A 25,839-nucleotide genomic window follows, 5' to 3' on the forward strand; every position below is an offset into this window, starting at 1 on the left:
TGTTCGACGTGAGCCTGACTGCCCTTGACACTGTGCCCTCGGGGCGTTCGGAGGTTGTCGGCGTTTTATTCGCCGACGCCAGAAGCACGTTGCCGCTCCTTCACTGATGGACCCCGCGCCGCGATGCGGCGTGCCCGGACCAGCGCCGGGCCGTGCGCGGGCGTTTGCTCCCTGACACTGGCGACGGCACTGGCGACGCCGGTCCAAGCCATCCAATTTTCACCCCGAGTCCCGCAGTGGGTCCCCTGGCGACCCCGGGTGCGGGCCAAGCAGACGAGGCACAACCATGCTCCCCCTGACTGAGAACGACGTTCGAGAGTCCTTTATCAATGCCTCCCGCCGCGAGCGGGCGGCAGTGACCCTGCCCGAAAATTTCGGCAACCTCGACTGGGACGCCCTCGACTTCCTCGGATGGCGCGACGCCAAGCTGCCCGCCGTCGGCTACGTTGTTGGCCCGGTAGGCGGCGGGGTCATGGGCATCATGCTCCGAGAGGTGGATGGCAAAACGCGCTCGCGGCCCCAGTGCTCGTGGTGCGAGGATGTGCTGCTGCCCAATGACGTGGTGTACTTCAACGCCAAGCGCGCGGGCACGGCCGGGCGCAACGGCAACACGGTCGGCACGCTGGCCTGCGCGAACTTTGAGTGCTCGGCGAATGCCAGGCGCCTGCCGCCGCTCCCCTATCCGGGATTCGACCTGGAGTCCGGGCGGCAGCGGCGCATTGCGGAACTGCGCGGCAACTTTGTGGGCTTTGCCCAACGCGTCGGAGACGGCGCCTAGCAAAGGCTGCGTGCGGCTCGGCCGCAGACACTCCCCCAGCGGTGGATGAGTTTTGTCTTGTCCTCAAGGTCCAGCCGGCTGACTTCCGGCAGCAGCGCCTTCACGAACCAGAATGACAGGGCGGCGAAGAATGCGAATCCGGCGTAGGCGAATCCCAATCCGACTGCGTGGCTCATGATGGGGAACAGCAGGGTGAGCAGGAAATTAAAGATCCAGTTGAATGCCGTCGCCACGCCCAGTGCGATTGCCCGCATCTTGTTGGGGAAGACCTCGCCGAAGACCACCCACATGACCGGCCCACGCGGTCATCAACGAAGAAGATGGCGTTGATGCCCACGAGTTGCTGGAACGCCGCCATGCCCATGCCGATCCACAGTATGGGCGCCTGACCGAACGCGTGGCCCCTCAGGTCCCGATAGGTGGAACGGCGTTCGTTCTCGATGCTCTCCTCAATTTCCTTGAACCGTTGCTCGGGGTCTGCGGCGCCGGTGACATTGGCAATCACTGACAGCGCCGCATCCGTCCGACCGCGTCGAATGAGGTCCTGCGGAGATTCCGGAATGTGCAGCGAAAGGACTCCATGCACGACGGCGGGAACCACGCCGACGAGCAGCCTCCACCGCCAGGCCGACAGTCCCCACCACAGTTGCGCGTCGGCCCCTCCGGCAATCCTGGCCATGCCCGCGTCGGACGGCAACGCCAGGAAGATGCCGAGTGTGATCGCCAGCTGTTGCAGGGAACTGGGGCCGCCACGCAGGGGGGCGGGGGCCATCCCGCCCATGTAGGCAGGGGCGATCACGGAGGCAATCGTGAAGCCCAAGACGGCCGGATCCAGGGAGAGCGTCTTTTGGATGGAATTCACGGCCCCGTTGATGACAGAGGTGTCGAATCCGAACAGGAGCCCGCCCAAGGCCGCCGCCACCGTCGCGGCATATGCCTTTCGTCGGGCTAAACGTCGGGCTGCACGGGGGCCGGCATCTCGGCACGCCACATTGCGGCAGCAGCCAGGAAACTCGTAGGAATGTGACCGGCGCGCTCAGCCGGCATGCGGCAGGCATATTTCAACCACGCCGCCAACCACTCGCGTCTTAAAGGCGGCCTGCGGGGAGGTGGCGGGTCCCTGCACCACTTCCCCGGTGGCAAGGGAGAACCTGCTGTGGTGCCATGGACACTCCACACAGGGGTTGGGCCCCGGGCTCATGACCACGCCTTCGTCCAACGGTCCGGCCAGGTGGGAGCACTTGTTGGAGAGGACGCTCACGGAACCACTGGCCGAACGCCACACCAGCAGCGGAACATCCCCCAGTGCACGCTTTTCCAGCTTTTCCACCGGGAGGTCCGCCAGCTTGGCCAATCCCTGCCAGCCTGGCGCGACAAGATGGGGGACCTCTTCTGCATGGTTTGCGCCGGCGGCCAGCCGATACGCCAGGTGGCCGCCCAAGGTGCCGCCCAAGGTGATTGTAGCCAGTGCCGCCGCTGAGACCGCCGCGCCACGTGACTGGTGCCCCTGGCGCCGGAGCACCCAGGACATGGCAAAGAGGAGGGTGCCTGAGACGTTTGCAGCAGCGTGGACCAGCCCCACCCTTTGTTGCTGGGGATGGAGTTCGGCCCAGTCGGTCCAGCCTGCGGCCATGGCCGGGAGGGCGCTGACAATGCCGATGGCAAGAAGGGCCTCCGAGGAGCGTTGCGCACCGGGAACGATGTCCAGGACCACGGCAGACGTCCAGGCGCCAATCGGCAATTGGACGGCGAGGGGATGCAGGGGGTGCCCCATGGGCACGCCATGCAGCACGTCCTTCGCGGCACCGCGGCCGATCACGCCACGGGCTGCCCGCTGCACGAGGGCAATCAGGCCATCCAAATACTCGACATTCTCCAATGTGTTCAATGCCCTGAACGGCAACAATGTGCGCATCATCTTCCCTTGCTTGATCCCACATTGCCGGCACTGTGGTGCACGGCGATCCACTATTTTCCGTGCGGCTGGCGTTGCAGTTTTAGCGCGGCCTTACTGGCGGCCCGTTTCGTGAGCACTTGGATGACGGCGGCCGTGACCGCTGTAACCAGCGCAAAGACCAAGACCCCGGGCAACGGGTGCTCGAGGTCCGCCGCGTCTTTCGGCGGCTCGCCTCCTGTCCCCTTGCGCCATGCTGCATCCAATCCCTTGCGCGCCAAAGCGCCGGCTGCCACGCTGGCGCCGATGCTCAGAAGCTTAACGGGAACCTTCATCCGCCTTCTCCGTCCCTTGTGGTCATACCCATCCTTTCCATAAATCCATCCACAAACAAGAGACCCTCCATGGGATAGGGACGGACCAATGCGCGGCCCGGAACCATCCGCGCTTGCCGCCGGCGGGGGTTTCCGAACGCGCCCGCGTGTGGTTACAGTGAGTGCACATGGTCGAGGCACGGCGGCCAGTGCGCAACGTTTGGACAAGGAGCCTCCATGAAAGCGAAATTGGCATTCGTCGCGGGCCTGGGTGCCGGCTACGTGCTGGGCACCCTGCCCGATGTCGAGTCCGACCCCGCCCTGAACGACGTCGCGGGCCGGGACTGGGCGGATGAAGGCGGTGCACTGCCGTCGGGCCCCTCACAGTAGACGTGCACGACCCTGGTGAGGCACCGAAAACCCCACCACTCCACAAACACCGGAGGAGAACCCAATGAAAAGCGCCGACGCCGCAAATGCCAGCACCGCCTGGAATGGGGACAACCGGCCCAAGGCATGGGAACGGGCCGGGACCGGCTACGGCTCCCCCACTCCCGAGGAAGAAATGCCTGCCACCTCCTCAACGAACCCCGGTTCCCCGGACCCGACAGTCCGCGGGCAGCAAACGGACTCCGAAGCACTGGACGCCGATCAAAGCCTGGGCGGCTCCGACGGGCAGTTCCGCGACGAAAAGGACATGGCCGATCCAAGCATTGCCCACCTGGATCCTGCGGTTGAGACTCCGTTGGAGGCCCCGTCAACTGATGCGGACCTCGCTGACGACAACGCGGGGCCGACGAGACCGGACCGCGAGTCCTTCTCCTCCGAATCAGACGAGGATGCTTCCGGCCGGTAGCCACTGTCCACAAGGTGGCCGCCGCGCACGGGCAGTCGAAGGCGCTGTGGCTTCCGCCTCTCCATGTTTCCCTGACCACGAGGAGCCGGCCCAATGCCCCATTCCTTCCGCACCACATCCGCAATTGACGAAGCCAACGCCGAGGCCCCAACGACCAGGGGTGTCCATTTGGGCGCCGCCGCTGCGCCCACACCGGACAGCAGGGCATCCCTCAACGAGCTTCATGCCGCGGCCCGGGACTGCCGCGGCGAAGTCGAGTCGATACTTGGCCTTGCCCGCGAACTTGGCGGACGACTGCCGCTCCCCCAGCAGGGACGGACATTTGAGCTGTGGGAGTCGCTCGCAACATTGGGTGCCGCTGACCTCACCGCGGCGCGCATCATCGAGCCACATTTGGACGCAGTGGCCATTCTCAACCAGGCCGGCCAGGCGGGTTTGCAGGCAGCGGACTCCACGTGGGGCGTATTCGCCGCACAGGGGCCCGGACAGCAGCTGCTCGCAACCCAGGCGGGCAGCGGCTGGCGGCTGGACGGCGACAAGCCGTGGTGCTCGCTGGCAGGGGACCTGAGCAATGCGCTCGTCACCGCGAGAACAGATCTGGGCATGCGGCTGTTTGCCGTCGACCTGCGCAGTCCCGGGATCTCAATCTCCCAACGCCCGTGGACGGCATTGGGACTGCCGTCCGTGCCCAGCCAGGGGCTGTCGCTGGTGAATGTGCCGGCAGTGCCGGTGGGCGGTCCCGACTGGTATGTGCAGCGGCCGGGATTCTCGTGGGGCGGGATCGGCGTTGCGGCCATTTGGCATGGTGCGGCCACCGCCGTCGCCAGGCGCCTGTACGATCATTGCCGCTTGCGGAAACCGGATCAAATTGCACTTTGGCACCTCGGCTGTGCCGACCAGGCACTTTGGGCAGGCCGCTGCGCGTTTCAGGCGGCGGCCGTCGTGGCTGAGCGTGGCCGCGGCACGTCGGACGACGACGGACCGCAACCGGCCATCGTCGCAGGACGCGTCCGGGCAACCGTGGTGGCGGCGGCCGAGAAGGTGCTCTCGGTCGCGGCGCACGGCATGGGGCCCGAACCCCTCGCGTTCGAACCGGAACATGTCCAGCGCGTGGCGGACCTGGAACTCTACCTCCGCCAAGACCACGGCGAACGTTCACTCTCATCGCACGGCGCCGCCATCCTCGCAGCCGCCACGGGGCCGGGCGCCGGGGCAGCGCCATGGTAGCGTTCACCCACAGCCAGCAGACAACGGCTGAAAGCGACTGGCTCCGCAGCCCGCGCATTGCCGGCATGCTGGAGCTGTGCATTGACTGGGCGGCCATTGGGAAGCTGGTGGTGGTCGCGGCGCACCCGGACGATGAAACGCTCGGCGCGGCGGGGCTTATCCAACGGGCCGCGCAGCACGGCGTGCCCGTCGAGGTGCTGGTCGCAACCCTGGGCGAGAAATCGCACCCCCACTCCCCCACACACACGCCCGGGGACCTTGCTGCCATTCGCGCCGCGGAGCTTCGCCGCGCGCTCAAGCTTCTTGCGCCCGATGCAGTCCACAGGGTCCTGGGCCTGCCCGACGGCGGGCTGCACACCCTCGCGCAGGAACTCAAACAGGAAATTGCCGCCGCCGCAGCACGCAACAGCCACAGGTCCTTGGTGGTTGCGCCCTGGTCCAGGGACGGGCACACGGACCACGACGCGGCCGGGTCTGCAGCCTCGGAGGCCGTGAGGTCGACGGACAGCCTCTTTCTGGAGTATCCGATCTGGCTGTGGCACTGGGGTTCCCCCAACCATGGGCAGGTCCCCTGGCCGGCGCTGCGAAAACTGAACTTGAGCACGCAGGAGCAGAGGGCGAAGGCAGCGGCCATTTCGAGCCATGCGAGCCAGGTCTTGCCCCTGTCGGCCGCCGCCGGGGACGAGGCACTCCTTTCCGCCGCCCTCCTGTCTCATTTCAACCGCGGCTTTGAAACCTTCATCGACGCGGCGGGACAATTCGCGCCCCGGGGAACTGCGCAGCCCGGGTGGCTGCAAACTCAGTTCGACGCCATCCACAACGCCGGAGCCGAACCCTGGGACCCGGATTCCTGGTACGAAAAGCGCAAGCGCTCGCTGCTGTTGGGCGCACTCCCCCGCGCACATTTCGAGTCGGTGGTTGAACTGGGCTGCTCGACCGGCGCGCTGGCGGCGGAGCTGGCGGCGCGCTCCGCACGGCTTGTGGGTGTCGACGCCAGCGCCGAGGCGGTCAAGACGGCAACGAAACGCACGGCGCACGCTGGGAACACCGCCATCCGCCAGGCGCTCCTCCCCGACGAATGGCCAGCGGGACGCTTCGACCTGTTCGTCCTCTCCGAAATTGGCTACTACTTCTCGGCAACCGAGCTTCGCGCCCTGGTGGGACACATGGCGGAGTCGGCGCTGCCGAATGCGTGTCTGGCCGCCTGCCACTGGCGCCATCCCATTTCCGGCTGGCCGCTGAACGGCGACGACGTCCACCGGCTTTTGTGCGCCGACGGACGCCTCACGCCCACGGGCACCTACATCGAGCAGGATTTCCTGCTCGACACCTTCATGGTCCGGGGCGCGACATGACCACGCACATCGGCGAGATTGCCGTCGTCGTGCCCTCCAGGAACGAAGCCGAACTGCTGCCGCACGCGCTCCGCGCACTGGCCGCCGCCATGGCCCACTTCGCCCGGACAGGGCCCCCCGTTCCGACGTCCCTCACCGTCGTCCTGGACTGCACCAGCGACGACTCCGCACAAATCATGGCCGAACATCCATGGGCAAACATCAAGCGCGTTTCTGCCGGCAGGGTGGGTGCGGCCCGGAACGCGGGAGTCTCAGCGGCGGCGTCACTGGCAAAGGTGCCGCCGACGCAGCTGTGGATCGCCAACACGGATGCGGACAGCATGGTGCCGTCCAACTGGCTGGAGCGTCACTACGCGCTTGCCATGAACGGCGCACACGTGCTGGCCGGCACGGTTGAACCAGTGCCCACGGATCTGGGCGCGGCTGCGTTGGCGCGGTGGTTCGACTGCCATGACCTGCGCGAAGGCCACTCCCACGTCCACGGCGCCAACCTGGGGTTCCGGGCCGATGTGTTTTCGAAGCTGGGCGGATTCAGCGACCAATCCCTCCATGAAGACCGCGACTTCGTGGCCAAGGCCCGCGCCCATGGCTATGCCGTTGCGGCAACAGATTCCTGCCGCGTCAGCACATCCGGCCGCCTCCATGGACGCCTCGCTGGGGGCTTCGCGGACTTCCTGGCGCGGCTGGACGGCGGGGAGTGCGCGGGGGCTCCGGCGCAGTCGCCTACAGCGGGTTAGCTCCGCGCGCCCCGCGGACGACGGCGCCCTGCCAGGTGCGGAAGTCCTTCGCGGTGAAACCAGGCCCGGCAACGTCGCCGAGATGGCTGTTGACGTCGGTGTCCAAGACGGCGTCCCAGTGTTTTCGGCGTCCGGACAGGGACAAATGGCCGATGGCGGGGCTCGACCGGGGGGCTGCGCGGCACGGCACGCAGTGTGGTCTCGCTATATCTCATCCTGGATCCGCAGGTCCCAGTCCCGAGCAGATTTCCCGCGAAAGACTGGGCGGAGGACGTCGCCTTGGACGCTGACGTGGCGCGGCCGACGCGCAGCCCCGCCCTGTCAATGGGGCGGACGCTGGCTGCCAGTGGACGACGGCGGCCATCCTCCTTTTGTTGCACGTCGCGCGTGACGGTTCCGCGGATGCTCGGCAGCCGTTGGGCAAGGACCGTGATCGGGTGAACTTCCCGCCGTCCCGGAATGCGCGCCGCCGCGCGTGGCAGGTGTATTGGGTGCGTCCGGCCGCGGCCACGCCCGTGGCCTGGATGTGGACATGGGACTGCGACGCCATCCACACCTCGGACCATGCCGGGGGAAGGGCCGGGCGGCGGATGCGTTGGAGGAGGCGCTCGGAGCCAATGCGCCGGTGGTTGGCCAAGCCATGGGGACGCCGCGCCCCGCGGGATGCCCAGTGGTGCCGCGTGTCCCAAGCGCGACGCGGCGCAGCGCTTCGTCCACCTCAGCGCCTTTTTCTTCGAGGTTCGGGCCGTGGTTCCGGGCGCCCCCTTCATGCCCGGCGAGTCCCCGTCGTCGAGCTTTTCGTCGAGGAGGATGCGAAGCCCCTGCGCGCTGGCCTTGCCTTTCGTATTTGTTGCGGGGAAGTCCGCTTCGCGCACTTCGTCATCCCCAGGAATGCCCAACAGGAACAGGACCGGCGCGCCCACCCGCGGGGCTCCAGCCCGGTCCTTTGCCGCAAGGAACTCTTGGGCACGGCCGTCGGTCAGGACCACCGTGCGATCGCCGAGGCCGTAGGCCTTGTCCATGTCGTCATAGTCGATCCTTTTTCCGCAGACCTCACAACGGCGCTGGTAGCGGATGCGGCCGCCGTCGCGGGCCTGATGCAGGCTGACGCCATGATCCCCGGTGGCACCGCAGGCCTTCACCGCAACGTTGACCAGCCCGAATGCGACTGAACCTGTCCACATTGACCTCATGCACCACGTCAATCACCCCGAAACCTGCCGTGCCGGAGGATGCCGACGGCGGGCAGGCCGGCGGCTAATCGTCCGGGTCGCCCACGACACCGAGCCCGGCCGGACCAGGCGGATGTCCGCCGGCCAAATCCTCCGGCTGCACATCCAATGCGTCCATGTCCCGCACAACACCTTGCCCGGCCGGACCGGGCGGGTGTCCGCCGGCCAAATCCTCCGGCTGCACGTCCAGTTCGCCCAGCAGCCCGGATTCCCGGTCGGTGTCAACGATCGGCGGCAACTCGGTCCCGGCCCTGACGGCCTTGTCGTGGGCTCCGCGGTTATTCAGGTAGTCAACGATCAATTGCCTGTCAATCTCCATGTTCCCTTCCCCGCCTTCGTTTTCTGCCCTCAGCCCGTCCTGCCCGTGTGCCCGGCCTACCCCCGGGTGACCCTGCTACCTTCGGTGTCGTCGGAGCGCCGCTTGTCGGCATCCTCATGGAGGTGCGCCTTGACGTCGGCGACCTTGTCCTTCACGGCACCCTTGACTTGATCCGCCTTGCCCTCAACCACCATGGACTTGTCGTCGGTTGCCTTGCCCACAGTCTCCTTGGCCTGATCCTTGACCTTGTCCTTGGCCGCATCAAATTTATCTCCCAGACCCATGACAGTCCTCCTGACGTTGTGCCGTTGGTTACTCGAGCCTACGCCCGTTGAACCAGACAAAACAGGGTCTGGTGGCGCGCTGTCAAGCCATCGAGAATGCACGGCGACGCCACGGCGGAGTTTGCCCGGCAGCAGGACGCCGGTGGATCGGTGCAACCGGTCTTGGGGAGTGGCCGGCCAGACACGTCGTTGCCACGGCCTGCCGCCGGATGGTGGCTCGAGGATTCGTTCCTGCCGGTGACCGTCGGAAGTGAGGCCGAGGCATTGGGCATGCCGAAGTGCCGCGCCCGGCAACTCAGGCCCCGGCGTCACATGAGCAGTCCACGACGGAGTCCGGAACGTGGCGATAAGTGCCCGACACGGCAACGCGAACATCAAACGGGTCCCTTGCGATCTGTCGCAAGGATCGGCTGCCGATCCCGGGCGATTAGAGCGAAATCGCCCGGTTAATGACGTTTTCAGCCACTTTCGACAGCGGCGTGCGGTGGGCGCGGGCATGGTTGCGCAGGCGGCGGAAGGCTTCGTCCATGTCAACGTTGCTGGTGAACGCGATCACGCCCTTGGCCTGTTCGATCAGGATGCGGCTGTTGAGGGCGTGCTGAAGTTGTTCATTGAGGATCGTGCTCTCACGAACAGCGCGTTCCTGCAGGATGCTGATGGTCGCGACGTCTGCCAAGGCCTGGCCGATGGCCGAATCCTCGCTGTTGAGTTCCCCGGTGTCGCTCCGAAACATGTTCAGGGCCCCGATGGTCTGACCGCGGACCCGCATGGGAATGGCGTGCACGGAACGAAAACCCTGGGACAGCGCCGCGGGAGCAAACACTGGCCACCGCTCAACGGTGGTCGCAATGTCGGCGATGCTGACAGTCGCCCCGCTGTTGTAACAGTCCACACACGGACCGGCACCGGCCGCGCTCTGCAGGGATTCCACGAGCTGGCTCTCTTCGCTGGTGGACGCCAGAACCTGCAGGATACCGTCGGAATCCGCCAAGAGGAGTCCCGCAGCTGAGGCGTCGAGCAGGAGCACTGATTCTGTCGCCAGGACATGCAACAGGTCGACCACGTCAAATTCACCCACCAGTGAATTCGCCAGCCGGACAAACGATGCACTCACCAAGGAGGCACGCGTCGATACTCCCATGCACAAATTATACCCTTGTCGGCTCCCGGACGTGATGCCCGCGAGTGCGTCGTCTTGAGGCGCCCTACGTGAAGTCAAGGGTTCGGGCGACGACGTCGCGGGCCACGTCGCGTACGCTGCGTCCCTGGGCGAAGGCATGTGCCCTGAGCATCAGGAGTGCGTCGGTGGCGGAGACGCCGGCCTGTGCCAGGATCATGCCCGTGGCCTGATGTATCTCCCTCCGGGACCTCGGGGAATCATTCATCCCGGACGACGAGCCGCTGCTCCCGTTGAATGTCAGTACCTGACTGAGCAGGGCCCATGCCCCCTTTTGTGCCAGAACGGCTGCCATCGCGAGTTCTTCACGACTCAGGGCCCCCGGTGCCACGCGATGGAGCTCGATGACCCCAACATCGAGCGCGCCGACCATCAGTGGGAATACGAAGACTGCCCGGGCATCGGTCTGCCGGAACGCCTGTCCGAAAATCGGCCACAATTCCTGTGTGCCGTCATGTGAATCGGGCACGAGGACTGGCCGTCGGGTACGGACGGCTTCCCAGCGGGGGCCCTCGCCGAGGTCGAACTGCAGTTCATCGAGCTGGGCTGCCAACTTGTCGCTGGCGTACAGGTGGGTCTCGGACGGGGTCGCGCCAAAAAGTGACACCGCGGCCCCGTCGATTGGCAGGGCGTCCGCGAAACTGTCACATATCCGCTTGGCGGTTGCCCCCATTTCGGGGGAAACCTTCTCGGCCATGGTCCACCTGCCCCTTTCCCCGATGCAGCGGAACCTTCCGTGCCGCCGCATTGTCCCCAGCAGTATGACGTTGGGCAGCATAACGCCGGTCCCCTAATTCTATACGCGGCTCCCGGCAACCGCTCCGAAAGCCGGACGGAGTACCTCGCCGGAAGCTCAACATGCCCTGGGACCGCTTGGGACGGGGCCGTGCGGGGTTTTATGAGCGCTGCGCTTCTTCCCCATTTTCTTCCCCATTATCTTCCGGACGCTGGCAGCAACGGGGCAGGGAAATCGCAGAAAACCCATGCCTCAAAGCGTCCTTGACGGGGCGATGGTGAGGCAATAGATTGAAAGTGTTGCCCCAGACCCCGGCAGCGTGTGCTTCTGAATTAACACCACCAGGGGACAGATTATGGATAGTTCAGGCAGCCGTTCAAATACGTCAATTGCGCCGACCCCGCGCCGGGTTCCCCAAATTCATGACGTAATGCCCGGGACCAGCCTTTATCCCGATGACTCGATAGCCAATATTAACGCAGTCCGCGAGGTCGCCAAGGCATGAGATGACACCGAAGTTCCGGACGGCCGCTATATTGTCGACCTTTTTTCTTGCGGGTCTCGTTGGCTGTCGGCCGGTGTGGCTCCGCCAATAGTCTGTGTATTTCTTCGTGAGGGAGTTTGGTTTTGGACCACAATTTTCACCCACAAGTATCCGCGGTCAGTTCCGGGCCCTCGGCCGCTTTCCCCCGCGAGCCTGTCGTGGGGATCCAACACAATGTGTTCCTTTCCCAATTCGAGGCCCATATTTCCCGCCGCATGGCCGGCTACCCCCGATATGGCACGCGTGGTTCGGCGATGTGGTTGCTGTACACCCGGGCCTCAGCCCGTCCCGGGACGGCCAGCGCTCCCGGGAGGGCCAGCGTGGTTGGTCGGGACCTCATCCACGCGGTTCTGGTCGATGCAGCCCGGCGGCGTGTGGCCGTGCCTCCGTATTGTCCAGCCGTGCGCAGCTGCATGCGGTCCCATCCGTTGAATCTGGAGCTTGTGCCACGGGAGTGGCGCGCACGGTTTGGCGCGCACGGCTTAGACTGCCCCCGGGCAGCCAGGAAGTCCCCGCGAACCGGCAACGAGCGAATGTCAGGAAACGGGCGGGACAGCTGAACCCCGCCGACGTGAGGAGAAGAGTGGGATGAGTACCAGTGCAGGCGCCACGCCCCCGGATGGGGCAGATGAGCGGGGCCTTCCTCGTGAGGGGGACGGGCTGCATGAAAAGGGGCGCGGTGACCCCGGCCGGGACAGGGATCGGGATCGCGACAGGGATCGGGATCGCGACAGGGATCGGGAGAGCGTCGTCGGCCGGGAAAAGGAAGCGTACGGCGGGGTCAAGATCGGCTCGGCATTTTTCGGCTGGCTGACCGCCACCGGCACCGCTGTGCTGCTGACCGCCCTGGTTGCAGCCGCCGGTGCGGTGGTCGGCCTGGCCGCCGGCACCAGCCCCAACGCCGCCACCAACGGCTTAGGCCAGAACCCGCAGACCGTGGGCCTGGCAGGGATTGTCGGCCTGCTGGTGATCCTGTTCATCGCGTATTACTGCGGCGGCTACGTCGCCGGACGGATGGCACGCTTCAACGGCATGGTGCAGGGCCTTTTCGTGTGGATATGGGCGGTCGTGATCGCCATCATCGTCGCGCTCCTCGCCGCGATCGCCGGCAGCAGGTTCAACATCCTGGCCCAGCTCAACAGCTTCCCCCGAATTCCGGTCGACGAAGGAACCCTGACCACCGCCGGCATCATTTCGGCCCTCGTTGCCGCGGCCGCATCCCTGGTCGGCGCGCTCCTGGGCGGCCTGGCCGGCATGCACTTCCACCGCAAGGTCGACAAGGCCGGGCTGGACACCTGACTTCAGCCGACTCGCGCGTCCGCCGTGCTGGCGCGAACAACTCCGGCGCGCCGGGACACCCTCCCCGCGCAGCCGAAACAAAGGTAGAGTTGGATTGATGCCCCGGACCCCGGCAGGCCCCCTCAGGCAGAGCCATCCGAGGGATGATCATGATGTTCGCCAACGATGAAACCTCCGCCCACCCAGTAGGCGGACCATGGGGTGCCACCTTCCCTGCACGCCCCAAAGCTTGCGGCGGCGGTGAGGGCGCATGAACCAATATCGCCGTGTTTGGCTCTCACTGGGCCGATCCGTCGCAGTGCTGGGGGCCCTTTTGGGGATCATCAGCTCCCCCTTTGCCTCCACGGTTGCACTTTTGTGCACGGGTGCCTTGTTGGGAGCCCTCCTGACGTACGCCGCCCTCGCTTCGGCTGACTCTTCGCAGCCCTGGGGCGCCATGCTTCGGCGGGTGGGAATCAATGCCTTGTCCGGCGGCCTTGTGGTCCTCGCGGTTGCCGGATTCACCGTCGTCGTCCCGGCGTGGGTCGGGCCGCTCATCCTGGTGGCCGTCGCGAGCTCGCCTTGGGTCATCAATCTGGTCCCCCAACGCATGGCATCCCGCCTGCCACCAGCTCCGGCTCCGGACCCGGCTCCCACAGCATCGGAACCCGGCGCACTTCCCGACATTCCCGTTGAGGCTGCCACGTTCACGCCGGCCGTCAAGGCCCTCGACGACGGTGGCATTTGCCGGGCGTGGCATGACAGCTACCAATGGCTCGAGGGTGCCCACGCGCCAGCCTTGCAGGCCTATGTCGTCGCGCTCCGCCAGGCTTACCTGGATGAACTCGACCTTCGCAATCCAGCGGGCTTGGAGGCTTGGCTCAATTCCCACCCGCGCCCCCGCGGAGGGCCGGACAAATACCTGCACCGCGGCACAGGCGGCCCCCACATGTCCGCCTGAATCCAACGCGTGGGTCTGGTGCCCGCGCCGCTGCCCGCCGACGTCGTCATTGCTGCAGGGGGTCGGGACGGCGCAAGGGCCGACGGCGGCGCCGTGGACCTCCTGGCCCACCCACCCGACTCGCTGCGGCGGTCCATGGCTACCGGCCGCCCTCGATCTTCCGGCTGCGCTGCTCCCGGGCCCTGGGTCCGTAGGGGTACACGCCCGCGCGGGGCCGGCTGGCGTCCGTGAGCAGTTGGACTTCCTCCCCGCTCAGCTGCAGCTGCGCCGCAGCCAGGTTGTCCGCCAGCTGTTCAGTGCTGCGTGCCCCGAGGATCACCGAGGTGACGGCGGGGCGGCCGGCCAGCCAGGCCAGGGCAACCTGCGCCTCGCTGGCTCCGCGGGCCCCGGCAACCTCTGCCACGGCATCGATCACGTCCCAGGTGTGCGGGTTGTCGTTGCGTTCCTGCCAGGCCTCCATGCCCCGCGTGGGGTTTTCACCCAGGCGCGTAGCCCCCGCTGGCGGGACGTCGCGCTTGTATTTGCCCGAGAGCCACCCGCCGCCGAGAGGAGACCAGGGCAGCAGGCCGATTCCGGCGTCAAGGGCGGCGGGCACAATCTCCCACTCGATCTCGCGTACCAGCAGGCTGTACTGCGGTTGCAGTGTCACAGGGGCGTTCCAGCCATGGGCCTTGGCGAGGTGGGCGGCCTTGGTCAGCTGCCAGCCCAGATAGTTGGAAAAGCCGTAGTAGGCGATCTTGCCCCTGCTGACGGAGTCGTGCAAGAAGCGCAGCGTCTCTTCCAGGGGTGTGACGGGGTCCCACGCGTGCATTTGGTACAGGTCGATCTGCTCCACGCCCAGGCGCCGGAGGGATTCGTCCAAAGCTCGCGTCAAGTGCCGGCGGGAGGTCCCGACGTCGTTCGGGGAGCCTCCCGTGGGGAAGCGCCCCTTGGTGGCAATGACCACCTGCTCGCGTGCGTCGGGGCGCTGCGCCAGCCACCGGCCGACGATGGCCTCGGAGGTTCCGGCGCTGTAAACGTCCGCCGTGTCGATGAAGTTGCCGCCGGAGGCCACATAGTCATCCAGAATGGCGTGTGACGTTTCCTCGTCAGCCTCGGCTCCGAATGTCATGGTGCCCAATGCGTAGTTGGAAACTACGGCGCCGGTGTTGCCCAAAGTGCGGTATTGCATGTCGCTCCTGACGTGGTTGAGGGAGATGGCGTTGGTGCGCCTGCCGGCAAACACCGGCGGGGCCGCGGCCCTTAATCCACCATAGGCCGCCGACCGCCTGCATGGCATGGCCCTCCCAGACCCCCCTAAGAGTTTCTTGTGCTGGCGCAGCTGGATGTTCGCGTCACGAAAAGACGGCTTCGGCGACCCGTGCGGCCGCCAGGTCGCCGGACCCCTGCATCGGGTGGCCGGTGCCGCCGGGGCCGGGCTGGATGCCTCCCATGGCCGTCACGGTTGCCGGGGCAAAACCTGCCGTCAGGAGAACGATCCGGGTGCCGGTTGCCGGGCCGGAAAAGTGAACCGTGGTGCTGAACGCTTCGCCGTGGAACGACGGCCAGACGGCGTTCGCCGCGGCATGGCCGCAGGCAAGGCAGACGACGGATTCAAGGACCATCAGCGGCCCGCTGCCCGAGTCCAGGGAGGGCAGGAACAGCGGGGTCAGGACAGCACTTGCCACGGCCTGGATGAGCACGGGCCTGCGGCCAAGCGGGTCGGCCAACTTGACGGACAAGGACTCGGTGAACAGGGCCACGAAGTTGGCGGCAACCACGAGCCACAGCGTGATGGTGTTGTTCACATGCGCCACGTACCGGGCGGACTTGATGGCGAGGGCACCAAGGACGGTGTTGACGGCTGCGATGAACGCGCAGTGGATGACCCCCACGACGTAGTGCCAGTGGCGCGTCAGGAGGACCGCGGCGGGCAGCGTCGCGATCTGGCCGTTCTTCCTGGCCTCGACGAAGGCAGGGGGCCAGAGGGGGCTCGGCCAATGATCCGCGGAGGAAGAACGCAACCACCACCATGGTGCTGATCCGGAACGGAATGCGCCAGCCTGTCCGCACTGTCCCGCCCGCAGCCGACCCCGCCGCGGGCGGTCCGGGACCTGCCCGAACCAAACGCGGTGCCGCCGTGCAAGACTGGGTGCATGGATCTGGAGGTGTCGCGCGAACTGACCGTTCCGGCGTCGGAGCTGGGCTGGAGGTTTTCGCGATCGTCCGGGCCTGGCGGGCAGCACGTGAACACCTCGGACAGCCGCGTCGAACTGTTCTGGAACGTGGCCGCGTCCACGGTCCTGTCTGAGGAACAGCGCGGCCTCCTGGCGGCCAGGCTCGGGCGGCGGCTCATTGCCGGGGTGATCACGGTGTCCGCCTCCGAGGAGCGTTCCCAGCTGCGCAACCGCGAGATCGCCTTGGCCAAGCTCGGCGAACTAGTCGCGGCGGGGCTGGCCCCGGACTCCCCCGGCCGCCGCCCCACCAAGCCCACCCGGGGCTCGAAGCGGCGCCACCAGGCCGCCAAGGTCCAGCGCTCGGCGACAAAGCAGCTGCGCAGGCGGCCGTCCGGCGGAGACTAGGCCGCTCCACGCGGGCTACCCGCCCAGCAGCTCCACCGTGATCCAGGGCGTGGGCCCCAAGCCGACCCGTGATCGCCGCAGTCGGCGCCGCGTCGGCCTGTGCGTGCCGTGCCGCTGGGTGCGCGGCATCAGCGCCAGAATGCGGCGAGCTGCCCGGCAAGGGCCCCTCCCCGCTCGTAACCGGCCCGGGAGGCGGGCGCACGCAGCGACAGGTCCATCGCATTCGCGCCGAACAGGTGCTCGGAGCTGCTGTCCGGGAAGATCGTCTCGACCCTGCTGCCACGGGCGCGAAGTTCGTCGAGCTGTGTTGCCAGATGCATGCCCCACCCCTGCGGCTGCAGTGACCGACCCCCGAAGGGCGAGAGCACCAGCACCCGCTCCCATCCGGCCGCAAGATCGGCATTCTCGGCGTTGGATCGGAAGCCGCCGTCGATGTACCGGCCGTCCCCGATCCTGTGGGGAAGACCGCTGGAACAGCTGGCGGCGATGGCGTCCACCAGTTCGACTCCGCTGTCGCGGTCGAACACGACCGGCTCGCCGGTACGGGCATCGACCGCCGGGATGAGGACCGCCCGCTCCGGCCAGCGCTGGTTGGGCAGCCGGGCGGCGACGGTGGAGCGCCACTGTGCCGACCAGGAGCCGTCCGAGGCCGCATCCATCTCGAGCGCCGCCGCACCCAGTCGCCGGCACATGTCAGCCACATCCTCAGCCACGGCGATGATCTTGGTCATCCGCTCCAGCTGGTTCACCGCGGGCCGGGCCGGGGCGCGTCCCGGCCGGGCGCCGACCGGACCGGGGCGTTGTCGCGGGGAAGCGTCAAGGATGGCGGCGTAGAGCTCAGTCGGGGTCGCGCCAGCTATCTGGGCCGCGGCGGTCGATCCTGCCGACGTCCCGATGGTCAGCCCGGCGCAGGTCACGTCCACCCCGGCATCCGACAGGCCGGCGATGACGCCGATCAGCCACGCATTGCCTGTGGATCCGCCGCCGCCGAGGACCAGCGCCCGATCGCCCGCGGCCCGCAGCCGCTTGGTGGCGTCGAGCTGCCGCAGCTCCTGCCCGGGCCCCGGCCGGCCGGGGGCAGGCGCCGATGGGACGTGCAGGGTTGAAAATGGTGTTTCGTTCATGGGAGTGGCCTCTCGCGATTTTGCGTTGTCGGGCACTCCCAGGGGCGACTATCTCAGTCGCGGTCGTGGACTGCGGGGAGCACCCATTGCGGATACTGCGTTCATGGGTATCACCTCCTGCAGATTGCTCATGATCACCGGAAAATTACCACGGCGGCGCCGCTGAGGCAACAGGCCGCATGGTGCCGGTTGCCGCTGGCATTCTCCGGGCTGGATTCGAGCTGCCATTGCGGACCGATATCCCAGCTGCACGCATCCCAGCTGCACGCCACGCGGCGGCGCGGCTCATGGGCGACTTTCCTTGAGCAGCGGCACGAGCCGCCGTCCGGCGCCCGTCCCCACGCCAAAAACCAAGGGAGAACCGAAAAACGGCAAACGCACCGCAGCTCACGTGCGCGGGGCCGCCTGCCGGGACGGGGACTTGACGAACAGGACGGTGAAGACGAGGGCCGCGAGGGCCGTGGCCACCAGCAGCGACAGCCCGATCGCATACTTGTAGCTGGTGGCATCCGGGTTGTATGTCCAGCCCATGATGAGCGGCGGGAAATAGCCGCCCAGTCCCCCCGCCGCGCTGACAATGCCGGTGATGGCGCCCATCTTGTCGGTCGGGGCCAGCACGCCTACCCAGGCAAAGACGCCGCCGGCGCCCAAGCCCAGTGCCGCGGCCATGGCCAGAAACACCGGCCCTGCCTGCACGTCCGCGACTGGCTGCAGTGCCACCAGCCAGCCGAGCACGGCAACGCCGGCCGTGGCCGCCAGGACCACAGGCTTGGAGCCGATCCGGTCTGCCAGCACGCCGCCTATGGGGCGGGCAATGACGGCTGCCAGCGCAAAACCGGCTGTGCGGGCGCCGGCGTCAGTCGGCGAAAAGGAGTACACGTCGCGCAGGTACGTGGGCAGGTAGGTGGCAAAGGAGACGAATCCGCCGAAGAGGACTGCGTACAGAAAGCACAGCTTCCAGGTCACGGCCAGTTTGGCGGCGTCCAGCAGCTTGGGCACCACGGGGGCCTTGTTCGGCGTCCAGTCGGGAGCGTTCTTCATGAAGAACCAGACCAACACGGCCATGGCCGCCAGGACGCCGGCAATCACAAAATGGGTGGGCACATACCCGATCCAGGCAACCAGGCGCGGGTTGAGAAAGGCGGCCAGCGCCGTGCCTCCCATGCCGGCACCAAACACGCCGGTGGCAAAGCCGCGGCGGGCGGGCGGGTACCAGGCACTGACGAAGGGGATCCCCACGGCAAACACGGTTCCCGCGATGCCCAGGAGGAAGCCGGCCACCAGCACGAACGCAAAGGAATTGAGCGCCCCTCCCCATGCCACCAGCAGCACCGTGGGAATGGTGGCGAGGAGCACGAAGGTAAAGAGTGCGCGCCCGCCGTACCGGTCAGTGAGGATCCCGACCAGGATACGGCCGAGCGAGCCCACAAAGATGGGCATCGCAACCAGGACGCCCATGGTTCCGGGCGAAAGGTCCATGGTCCTGGCATAGTGGGTGCTCAGCGTGGCAATCACGTTCCAGGCCCAAAATCCCACCACGGAGGCGGCAGTGGCCAGGGCCAGGTTAAGGGCCTGACCCTTCAGTGGCGGCTGGACAACGTGCGTTGTTGCCTTGGTTTGCGGCATGATCACTCCCTCAATGTGTGTGCCTGGGCTTTGGTGCACCCATCTATCGTTTCCTGGTGTCCCGGTCACGCGTGCCTACCTCGGACCAGCCGCTGCGCGCAGGGACGCTGGCGCCCTTGTCCCGCGAGCGGTAGACGATGTAGGGGCGGAACAAATAGTGCAGGGGTGCCGTGAAGGCATGGACCAGGCGCGTGAAAGGCCAGATGGTGAACAACGCCATCCCCACCAGCGTGTGCATGTGGAAGGCCAGCGGCGCGGCCGCCATCGCGGCGATGTCGGGCTGGAGGATGAACAGGGAGCGGAACCAGGGCGAGACGGTATCCCGGTAGGTGATGCCGTGGGTGTTGGAGAACACGCTGGCCACCGTGGTCCAGAGCCCAAAGATGATGGCCGCCACCAGCACCACGTACATGAGCTTGTCATTGTTGGTGGTGGCCATGAACACAGGCCCGGTCTTGCGGCGGCGGTAAATGAGGATGATGATGCCGCCCAGGGTGCCCACGCCGGCAATGCTGCCGACCAGCAGGGCGTTGAAATGGTAAAGCCCCTCGCTCATGCCCACCGCTTCGGTCCAGGACTTCGGGATGACCAGGCCGAAGAAGTGCCCGGCAATCACCGCCAGCAGGCCAAAGTGGAAAATCGGGGAGCCGATGCGCAGGAGCCTGGATTCATAGAGCTGCGATGACCGCGTGGTCCAGCCAAACTGGTCGTACCTGTAACGCCAGATGAGCCCCCCAACCAGCACTACGAACATGACATACGGCAGGACGCCCCACAGGAGGATGTTCACTTTCAGGCCCCTTTCATCGGCAACAGTCGCGGGTCGTAGGGATCCAGCCCGACGGATTCGGTGGGCGGGCCATGGCCGGCCATGCGCATGACGGCCTGCTCGTCCACAGGTGACGCGCCGGGCAACGTGTCGCACACGGCGGCCACGATGTGTGTGTGCGGCAGATTGTCGCGCAGCAGACCGAACTTGATCAGTTCCAGGCTGGGCCGGTACGCCTGAAGCAGATCCTGTCCGGCGGCCAGGTCCACTGTCGCGGAAAACTCGAGCACCATGGGCAGGTAGTCGGGCAGCTCGCCGTGGGTGTCCACGAGAATGTCAGCCCCGCGGTACACCTTCTTGAAAGCGCCCAGCACCTCGCCGCGGCGGCGCGTGTCCCCGTCCGTCCAGTAGGACAGGTGCAGGGCGTGGCGCTTGCCCAAGTCAAATTCCTGCACGTACTGCGCCTGCACGGCCATCAGCTCCGTGGATTCGAGCCGGCGCAGCACCTCCTCAAACGGGGCCAGGGCGCCGGTGAACTCGCCCAGCGCGGAGCGGATCATCGGTACCCGGGCGACCAGTTCGGCGTCGGGGTAGGAAAGGCACCAGGCCGCGGCCAGGTAGGTGATGCGGTCCTTGCGGCTCATGCCCCGCCACCACCTTCCAGGGCCGCTACGTCGGCTGGCGGCTCGGTGGGATGGCGTTGCGGGAACAACCCCGGGGGCGCTCCGTTGCCGTCCCAGTTGAGCAGGTTCACCCGGCCGCTCAAGGTGTCGGCGCCGGCCACCGAGTCGGAGGTCTGCCGGTCCTGCAGGGCGTGGAAGGTTTCCACGGCCACCGGGGTGGGGCGGCCGCTGGCCTCGCCGAACGGGGAACTGCCCATGGCGCCCATGCCGGGCCCGCCGTCGAAGTCCAGGGAACAGCCCATTTCCTCGAGGTCGTGGGCCTGCTCGGCGTGGGCCTTGGGAATCACGTAGCGTTCGCTGTACTTGGCGATGGCCATAAGCCGGTACATCTCGTACATCGTCGCCCCGTCCATGCCCACTGACGCGGGGATGGACTCGTCGGGCTCGTTGCCCAGCGAAATGCCCCGCATGTAGGCCCGCATGGCCGCCAGCTTCCGCAGCACCAGGGTCACCCGGTCAACGTCCCCGGCCGTGAACAGCTCGGCCAGGTACTCCACCGGAATGCGCAGGGCGTCGATGGCGCCGAACAGGACGTCCGGGTCTTCGGCGTCGTGCCCCTGGTCGCGCAGCAGGTCCACCACCGGCGAGAGCGGCGGGATGTACCAGACCATGGGCATCGTGCGGTATTCCGGGTGCAGCGGCAGGGCCACGTTGTACACCTTGGTCAGGGCATAGACGGGCGACTTTTGTGCAGCGTCAATCCAGTCCTCCTGGATGCCCTGTTCGCGGGCGGCGGCGATCACGGCCGGGTCGTGGGGGTCCAAAAGGACGTCCATCTGCGCCTGGTACAGGTCCTGCGGGTCGGTGACGGAGGCCGCGGCGGTGACGGCGTCGGCGTCGTACAGGAAAAGACCCAGGTAGCGCAGCCGGCCCACGCACGTTTCCGAACACACGGTGGGCAGGCCCACCTCGATCCGCGGATAGCAGAAGGTGCACTTCTCGGCCTTACCGGTCTTGTGGTTGAAGTAGATCTTCTTGTACGGGCAGCCCGTCATGCACTGGCGCCAGCCGCGGCACTTGTCCTGGTCCACCAGCACGATGCCGTCTTCCACCCGCTTGTAGATTGCGCCGGACGGGCAGGAGGCCATGCAGGACGGGTTCAGGCAGTGCTCGCAGATGCGCGGCAGGTAGAACATGAAGGTCTGCTCAAACTCGAGCTTGATCTTGTCCTCGGACTCGCGGCGGACCTTTTCCACAATCGGGTCCAGGTGACCCATCTCCGTGGTGCCGCCGAGGTCGTCGTCCCAGTTGGCGCTCCAGGTGATCTTCGTGTCCTTGCCCGTGATCAGGCTCTTGGGCCGCGCCACGGGGAAGTCGTCGCCCAAGGGCGCGTCCACCAGGGTCTTGTAGTCGTAGGTCCAGGGTTCGTAGTAGTCCTTCAGCTCCGGCTGGAGGGGGCTGGCGAAGAGGCCGAACAGCTTTTTCACGCGCCCGCCGGCCTTGAGCTTCAAGCGGCCGCGCTTGTTCAGCTCCCAGCCGCCCTTCCACTTTTCCTGGTCCTCGTAGCGCCGCGGGTAGCCCTGCCCGGGGCGTGTTTCAACGTTGTTGAACCAGACATACTCCACCCCCGCCCGGTTGGTCCACGCCTGCTTGCACGTGACCGAGCACGTGTGGCAGCCGATGCATTTGTCCAGGTTCATGACCATGCCCATCTGGGCCATAACTCTCATTAGTACTGCACCTCCTGGGAACGGCGTCGGATGGTGGATATGTTGTCCCGCTGGTTGCCCGTGGGGCCAAAGTAATTGAACGCGTACGTCAGCTGCCCGTAGGCGCCGATCAGGTGCGACGGCTTGACGAGCAGGCGCGTGAGCGAGTTGTGGATGCCGCCGCGGCGGCCCGTGGCCTCCGACTTTGGCACGTCGATGGTGCGCTCCTGGGCGTGGTAGACGTACACCACGCCCTCCGGCATGCGGTGGCTGACCACGGCGCGGGCCACAAACACACCGTTCATGTTCACGCATTCCACCCAGTCGTTGTCGGCGACCTTGATGGAGCCGGCGTCCTGCGGGCTCATCCAGACGGTGGGCCCTCCGCGGGAGAGGGAGAGCATGAGCAGGTTGTCCTGGTATTCGGAGTGGATGGACCATTTCGAGTGCGGTGTCAGGTAGCGGACCACCACCTCCTTGTCGCCGTTGGGCCCGATCTTGGGCTCCCCAAACAGCCGGTGCATGTCCAGGGGTGGGCGGTAAATCGGCAACGCCTCGCCAATGTCGATCATCCAGTCGTGGTCCAGGAAGAAGTGCATGCGCCCGGTCAGCGTGTGGAACGGCTTGAGCCGCTCGATGTTCTGGGTGAACGGCGAGTACCGCCGGCCGCCGGTTTCCGAGCCGGACCATTCCGTGGAGGTGATGACGGGCACCGGGCCGGCCTGTGTCATGGCGAAGGTGATGTGCTTTTCCTCCGAGCCTTCCGCCAGGTCCACCAGCTTCACGCCCGTGCGCTTCTCGAGTTCCTTGAAGCCGGCCACGGCCAGCTGGCCGTTGCAGGTGCCGGAAAAGGTCAGGATGGCCTCGGCCATTTTCGCGTCGGTGTCGATGGCGGGACGCCCGTGGGCAAAGCCGCCCATCATGACACCGTTCGCCTTGGCCAGGGACTCCAGGGCAGCATCCAGCTTGTAGTTGACGTCCTTGACCGTGAAGCCGAGCGTGTCGGCGAGGGGACCGACGGCGGCCAGCTTGTGGGCGATGGCGGTGAAGTCCCGCTCGACGACGGTGAAGTTGGGCATGTTCTGCCCCGGGACGCCGTCGATCCCGTCCTTGCGCCAGTCCCGGACCACGCCGCCGGGCTGGGCAATCTGGCCCACGGTGTCATGGATCATCGGCACCGTGACCAGGTCCCTGCGGGTGCCCAGGTGGATGGCGGCCTGACGCGAGAATTCCTCGGCAAGCAACGTGAACAGTTCAAAATCGGTCTTGGTTTCCCAGGGCGGGTCGATGGCGGGGGTGAAGGCATGGACAAAGGGGTGCATGTCCGTGGAGGAGAGATCGTGCTTCTCGTACCAGGTGGCGGCCGGAAAGACGACGTCGGAGAGCAGCGTGGTGCTGGTCATGCGGAAGTCCGCGGACATCAGGAAGTCCAGCTTCCCTTCGGGACCCTTTTCATGCCACTTCACGTCAACGGGCTTCAGGGACGCCTCACTGTCCTGGCCCATGACGTTGTTGTGGGTGCCGAGCAGGTTGCGCAGGAAATATTCGTTGCCCTTGGCGGAGGAGCCGAACAGGTTGGAACGCCACAGGATGAGCGTGCGGGGCCAGTTTTCCGGGGCGTCGATGTCCTCGATGGCCGGGTTCAGGGTCCGGTTCTTCAGGGACCGGGCCACCCAGGTCTTCTCGTCCGGAGCCTCCCCGGCGGCGACGGCGGCCGCCGCGTCGTCGGCGATGTCCAGGGGGTTGCGGTCAAAGAAGGGGTAGAACGGCATCCAGCCCAGGCGTGCAGACTGCGCCAGCGCGTCGGCCGTGTGCAGCCCGTCGAGGCTGCCCGTGGACAGCGGGGACTTGAGGGCGTCGGCGGAGTAGCCGTCCTGGCGCCACTGGTCGGTGTGCATGTACCAGTAGCCGGTGCCGATCATGGTCCGCGGCGGCCGCGACCAGTCCAGCGCGTTGGCCAGGGATACCCAGCCGGTGAGCGGGCGGGTCTTCTCCTGTCCCACGTAGTGCGCCCAGCCGCCGCCGTTGCGGCCCATGCAGCCGGTCAGCATGACCATGGCCAGCACGGCCCGGTAGGTGGTGTCGCCGTGGAACCACTGGCAGATGCCGGCGCCCATGATGATCATGGACCGGCCCTTGGACTGCTCGGCGTTGCGGGCGAACTCGCGGGCCACCCGGATGCACGCGTCGGCGGGGACGGAGGTGATCTCCTCCTGCCAGGCGGGCGTGTAGGGGGTGGAAGCGTCGTTGTAGTCCGCCGCCCACTCGCCGGGCAGGCCGTCGCGGCCTACGCCGTATTGGGCCAGCATCAAGTCAAAGACGGTGGTGACCAGGTGGCCCTCCACCATGGCCGTGGGCACGCCGCGCCGGAGCACCGTGCCGGCGCCCTGCGGGTCCTCAAAGCACGGCATCAGGATTTCCGCCGAATCGGTGGAGACTTCCTGAAGGCTCAGCGCCGGCTCGATGCCTGCCAGGTCCAGGTTCCATTTGCCCTCCCCAGACTTCGAATAGCGGTCGCCCAGGGTGCCGTTTGGCACCACGGCCCGTCCTGCGGCCTTGTCGAACATCATGGTCCGGAAGGCGGGGTCCTCGGTTCCGGCAAGGGCGGGGATGTCAGCGGCGGTGAGGAATTTTCCGGCACTGTACGTCCCGTCGTCGCGCCCTTCGAGGCGGACCAGGAACGGCAGGTCGGTGAAGCGGCGCACATAGTCCTGGAAGAACGGCACCTGCCGGTCCACGAAGAATTCCTTGAGCGTCACGTGGCCCATGCCCATGGCAAGGGCGGCGTCGGTGCCGGCCTGGGCGGGGAGCCATTCGTCCGCGAACTTCGTGTTGTCCGCGTAGTCGGGGCTGATGGCGATGACCTTCGTGCCCCGGTAGCGGACCTCCGTCATCCAATGGGCGTCGGGGGTGCGGGTGACGGGGACGTTGGAGCCCCACATCATCAGGTAGGTGGCGTCCCACCAGTCGCCGGATTCGGGGACGTCGGTCTGGTCGCCGAACACCTGCGGGCTGGCGACGGGAAGGTCCGCGTACCAGTCGTAAAAGGAGGTCATGACGCCGCCGATGAGCTGGACAAAGCGGGTGCCGATGGCGTGGCTGACCATGGACATGGCCGGGATGGGCGAGAATCCTGAGACCCTGTCCGGACCGTACGTCTTGATGGTGTTGACGTGGGCGGCGGCCGCAATTTCCAGCGCCTCGGCCCAGGTGGTGCGCACCAGGCCGCCCTTGCCTCGGGCATTTTGGTAGCGGCGTCGCTTCTCCGGGTCGCCGGCCACTTCCGCGAAGGCCAGCACCGGGTCCTTCAGCCGCGCCTTGGCCTCGCGGTACATGTCCACGAGCACGCCGCGGGCGTACGGAAAGCGCACCCGGGTGGGCGAATAGGTGTACCAGGAAAAGGCCGCGCCGCGGGGACAGCCGCGGGGCTCGTATTCGGGGCTGTCCGGCCCCACCGACGGGTAGTCCGTCTGCTGGGACTCCCAGGTGATGATCCCGTCCTTGACATAGACCTTCCACGAGCACGACCCAGTGCAGTTGACGCCGTGGGTGGACCGCACCACCTTGTCGTGGCTCCACCGGTCGCGGTAGAAAATGTCCCCCTTGCGGCCGCCCTCGCGGAAGACGGCGCGGGAATCGTCCGTCTGATCCCACCTGGTGAAAAAGCGCCCCAGTTTCAACATCGCGTCCGAGGCGGGCCCGTCGAGCCCGGCGATAAATGGTTCAGCAGTCATG

27 protein-coding genes and 1 pseudogene are annotated in these 25,839 nt (G+C 66.7%); 9 read left to right on the plus strand and 19 right to left on the minus strand.

What is annotated here, in order from left to right; translation table 11 throughout:
- Positions 1-286: 286 nt before the first annotated feature.
- Positions 287-778 (plus strand): FBP domain-containing protein, encoded by a 492-nt coding sequence (locus G6034_RS04445; protein ID WP_176633904.1) that lies wholly within the window; start codon positions 287-289, stop codon positions 776-778.
- Here G6034_RS04445 and G6034_RS20240 read toward each other — a convergent pair.
- The 4 genes from G6034_RS20240 to G6034_RS04460 all read right to left on the minus strand — a co-directional run bounded on the left by G6034_RS20240 (position 775) and on the right by G6034_RS04460 (position 3,007).
- Positions 775-1,068, minus strand: a complete 294-nt coding sequence (locus tag G6034_RS20240; RefSeq protein ID WP_343037929.1) for an MFS transporter — start codon at positions 1,066-1,068, stop codon at positions 775-777. The genes G6034_RS04445 and G6034_RS20240 overlap by 4 nt on opposite strands.
- On the minus strand, positions 951-1,700 hold the full coding sequence (locus tag G6034_RS04450) for an MFS transporter (protein ID WP_343037930.1): 750 nt from the start codon (positions 1,698-1,700) through the stop codon (positions 951-953). Before G6034_RS04450 ends, G6034_RS20240 begins: the two co-directional genes overlap by 118 nt.
- A 114-nt stretch (positions 1,701-1,814) precedes the next feature.
- Positions 1,815-2,696: a Rieske (2Fe-2S) protein gene (locus tag G6034_RS04455; protein ID WP_246295295.1), complete on the minus strand. Its 882-nt coding sequence runs from the start codon at positions 2,694-2,696 to the stop codon at positions 1,815-1,817.
- A gap of 50 nt (positions 2,697-2,746) precedes the next feature.
- Positions 2,747-3,007, minus strand: a complete 261-nt coding sequence (locus G6034_RS04460) for a DUF4235 domain-containing protein (protein ID WP_176633905.1) — start codon at positions 3,005-3,007, stop codon at positions 2,747-2,749.
- A 216-nt stretch (positions 3,008-3,223) separates the two neighbouring features.
- Here G6034_RS04460 and G6034_RS04465 point away from each other — a divergent pair, with 216 nt between their 5' ends.
- From G6034_RS04465 to G6034_RS04485, 5 genes are all read left to right on the plus strand, one after another.
- A complete protein-coding gene (locus tag G6034_RS04465; RefSeq protein ID WP_176633871.1) occupies positions 3,224-3,376 on the plus strand; it encodes a hypothetical protein in 153 nt (50 codons plus the stop codon).
- A 64-nt stretch (positions 3,377-3,440) separates the two neighbouring features.
- On the plus strand, positions 3,441-3,842 hold the full coding sequence (locus G6034_RS04470) for a hypothetical protein (protein WP_176633906.1): 402 nt from the start codon (positions 3,441-3,443) through the stop codon (positions 3,840-3,842).
- Positions 3,843-3,935: 93 nt separating this feature from the next.
- Positions 3,936-5,069: an acyl-CoA dehydrogenase family protein gene (locus tag G6034_RS04475; protein WP_176633907.1), complete on the plus strand. Its 1,134-nt coding sequence runs from the start codon at positions 3,936-3,938 to the stop codon at positions 5,067-5,069.
- On the plus strand, positions 5,063-6,424 hold the full coding sequence (locus G6034_RS04480) for a PIG-L family deacetylase (RefSeq protein ID WP_176633908.1): 1,362 nt from the start codon (positions 5,063-5,065) through the stop codon (positions 6,422-6,424). Before G6034_RS04475 ends, G6034_RS04480 begins: the two co-directional genes overlap by 7 nt.
- Entirely contained in the window at positions 6,421-7,161 is a 741-nt protein-coding gene (locus G6034_RS04485; protein ID WP_176633909.1) for a glycosyltransferase family 2 protein, read from the plus strand. The genes G6034_RS04480 and G6034_RS04485 overlap by 4 nt, the downstream gene beginning before the upstream one ends.
- On the opposite strand, the gene G6034_RS20385 is transcribed toward G6034_RS04485, so the two are convergent.
- The 7 genes and pseudogenes from G6034_RS20385 to G6034_RS04510 all read right to left on the minus strand — a co-directional run bounded on the left by G6034_RS20385 (position 7,148) and on the right by G6034_RS04510 (position 10,870).
- A complete protein-coding gene (locus G6034_RS20385; protein WP_425485459.1) occupies positions 7,148-7,351 on the minus strand; it encodes a hypothetical protein in 204 nt (67 codons plus the stop codon). The two genes, G6034_RS04485 and G6034_RS20385, sit on opposite strands and share 14 nt — an antisense overlap.
- Positions 7,352-7,372: 21 nt before the next feature.
- Positions 7,373-7,798 (minus strand): hypothetical protein, encoded by a 426-nt coding sequence (locus tag G6034_RS20390; protein WP_425485460.1) that lies wholly within the window; start codon positions 7,796-7,798, stop codon positions 7,373-7,375.
- 379 nt (positions 7,799-8,177) lie between these two features.
- A pseudogene (locus G6034_RS20395) lies at positions 8,178-8,354 on the minus strand (non-homologous end joining protein Ku); the annotation flags it as partial.
- Between the two features lie 64 nt (positions 8,355-8,418).
- Entirely contained in the window at positions 8,419-8,712 is a 294-nt protein-coding gene (locus G6034_RS04495) for a hypothetical protein (RefSeq protein WP_176633911.1), read from the minus strand.
- Positions 8,713-8,768: 56 nt separating this feature from the next.
- Positions 8,769-8,996 (minus strand): CsbD family protein, encoded by a 228-nt coding sequence (locus G6034_RS04500; protein WP_176633912.1) that lies wholly within the window; start codon positions 8,994-8,996, stop codon positions 8,769-8,771.
- A gap of 427 nt (positions 8,997-9,423) precedes the next feature.
- On the minus strand, positions 9,424-10,074 hold the full coding sequence (locus G6034_RS04505; RefSeq protein ID WP_343037933.1) for a GAF and ANTAR domain-containing protein: 651 nt from the start codon (positions 10,072-10,074) through the stop codon (positions 9,424-9,426).
- Between the two features lie 127 nt (positions 10,075-10,201).
- Positions 10,202-10,870, minus strand: a complete 669-nt coding sequence (locus G6034_RS04510) for a GAF and ANTAR domain-containing protein (protein ID WP_176633914.1) — start codon at positions 10,868-10,870, stop codon at positions 10,202-10,204.
- Between the two features lie 1,171 nt (positions 10,871-12,041).
- Between G6034_RS04510 and G6034_RS04515 the strand changes: the two genes are divergently transcribed.
- Complete coding sequence (locus G6034_RS04515; protein WP_246295296.1) at positions 12,042-12,752, plus strand: hypothetical protein; 711 nt, start codon at positions 12,042-12,044, stop codon at positions 12,750-12,752.
- Between the two features lie 250 nt (positions 12,753-13,002).
- Positions 13,003-13,692 carry a hypothetical protein gene (locus G6034_RS04520; RefSeq protein ID WP_176633915.1) on the plus strand — a complete coding sequence of 230 codons (690 nt, stop codon included), beginning with the start codon at positions 13,003-13,005 and terminating at the stop codon, positions 13,690-13,692.
- A gap of 139 nt (positions 13,693-13,831) precedes the next feature.
- Here the strand turns inward: G6034_RS04520 and G6034_RS04525 are convergent, their stop codons facing one another.
- Both G6034_RS04525 and G6034_RS04530 read right to left on the minus strand, forming a co-directional pair.
- Complete coding sequence (locus G6034_RS04525; protein ID WP_176633916.1) at positions 13,832-14,863, minus strand: aldo/keto reductase; 1,032 nt, start codon at positions 14,861-14,863, stop codon at positions 13,832-13,834.
- A 163-nt stretch (positions 14,864-15,026) separates the two neighbouring features.
- Positions 15,027-15,695: an MFS transporter gene (locus G6034_RS04530; RefSeq protein ID WP_176633917.1), complete on the minus strand. Its 669-nt coding sequence runs from the start codon at positions 15,693-15,695 to the stop codon at positions 15,027-15,029.
- Between the two features lie 132 nt (positions 15,696-15,827).
- Here G6034_RS04530 and arfB point away from each other — a divergent pair, with 132 nt between their 5' ends.
- Positions 15,828-16,253, plus strand: coding sequence for an alternative ribosome rescue aminoacyl-tRNA hydrolase ArfB (gene arfB / locus G6034_RS04535; RefSeq protein WP_176633918.1), 426 nt, complete (start codon positions 15,828-15,830; stop codon positions 16,251-16,253).
- Between the two features lie 128 nt (positions 16,254-16,381).
- Here the strand turns inward: arfB and G6034_RS04540 are convergent, their stop codons facing one another.
- The 6 genes from G6034_RS04540 to G6034_RS04565 all read right to left on the minus strand — a co-directional run bounded on the left by G6034_RS04540 (position 16,382) and on the right by G6034_RS04565 (position 25,838).
- On the minus strand, positions 16,382-17,377 hold the full coding sequence (locus G6034_RS04540) for a patatin-like phospholipase family protein (protein ID WP_246295297.1): 996 nt from the start codon (positions 17,375-17,377) through the stop codon (positions 16,382-16,384).
- A gap of 387 nt (positions 17,378-17,764) precedes the next feature.
- Positions 17,765-19,003, minus strand: coding sequence for an MFS transporter (locus G6034_RS04545; RefSeq protein ID WP_281375397.1), 1,239 nt, complete (start codon positions 19,001-19,003; stop codon positions 17,765-17,767).
- Positions 19,004-19,046: 43 nt separating this feature from the next.
- Positions 19,047-19,793 (minus strand): respiratory nitrate reductase subunit gamma, encoded by a 747-nt coding sequence (narI, locus tag G6034_RS04550; protein ID WP_176633919.1) that lies wholly within the window; start codon positions 19,791-19,793, stop codon positions 19,047-19,049.
- 2 nt (positions 19,794-19,795) lie between these two features.
- Positions 19,796-20,416 carry a nitrate reductase molybdenum cofactor assembly chaperone gene (narJ, locus tag G6034_RS04555; RefSeq protein ID WP_176633920.1) on the minus strand — a complete coding sequence of 207 codons (621 nt, stop codon included), beginning with the start codon at positions 20,414-20,416 and terminating at the stop codon, positions 19,796-19,798.
- Positions 20,413-22,125, minus strand: a complete 1,713-nt coding sequence (gene narH, locus G6034_RS04560) for a nitrate reductase subunit beta (protein WP_176633921.1) — start codon at positions 22,123-22,125, stop codon at positions 20,413-20,415. The genes narJ and narH overlap by 4 nt, the downstream gene beginning before the upstream one ends.
- Positions 22,125-25,838 carry a nitrate reductase subunit alpha gene (locus G6034_RS04565; RefSeq protein WP_218063567.1) on the minus strand — a complete coding sequence of 1,238 codons (3,714 nt, stop codon included), beginning with the start codon at positions 25,836-25,838 and terminating at the stop codon, positions 22,125-22,127. Before G6034_RS04565 ends, narH begins: the two co-directional genes overlap by 1 nt.
- Position 25,839: the final 1 nt, after the last annotated feature.

It is taken from the genome of Arthrobacter wenxiniae (assembly GCF_013376105.1).
Lineage (GTDB): Bacteria > Actinomycetota > Actinomycetes > Actinomycetales > Micrococcaceae > Specibacter > Specibacter wenxiniae.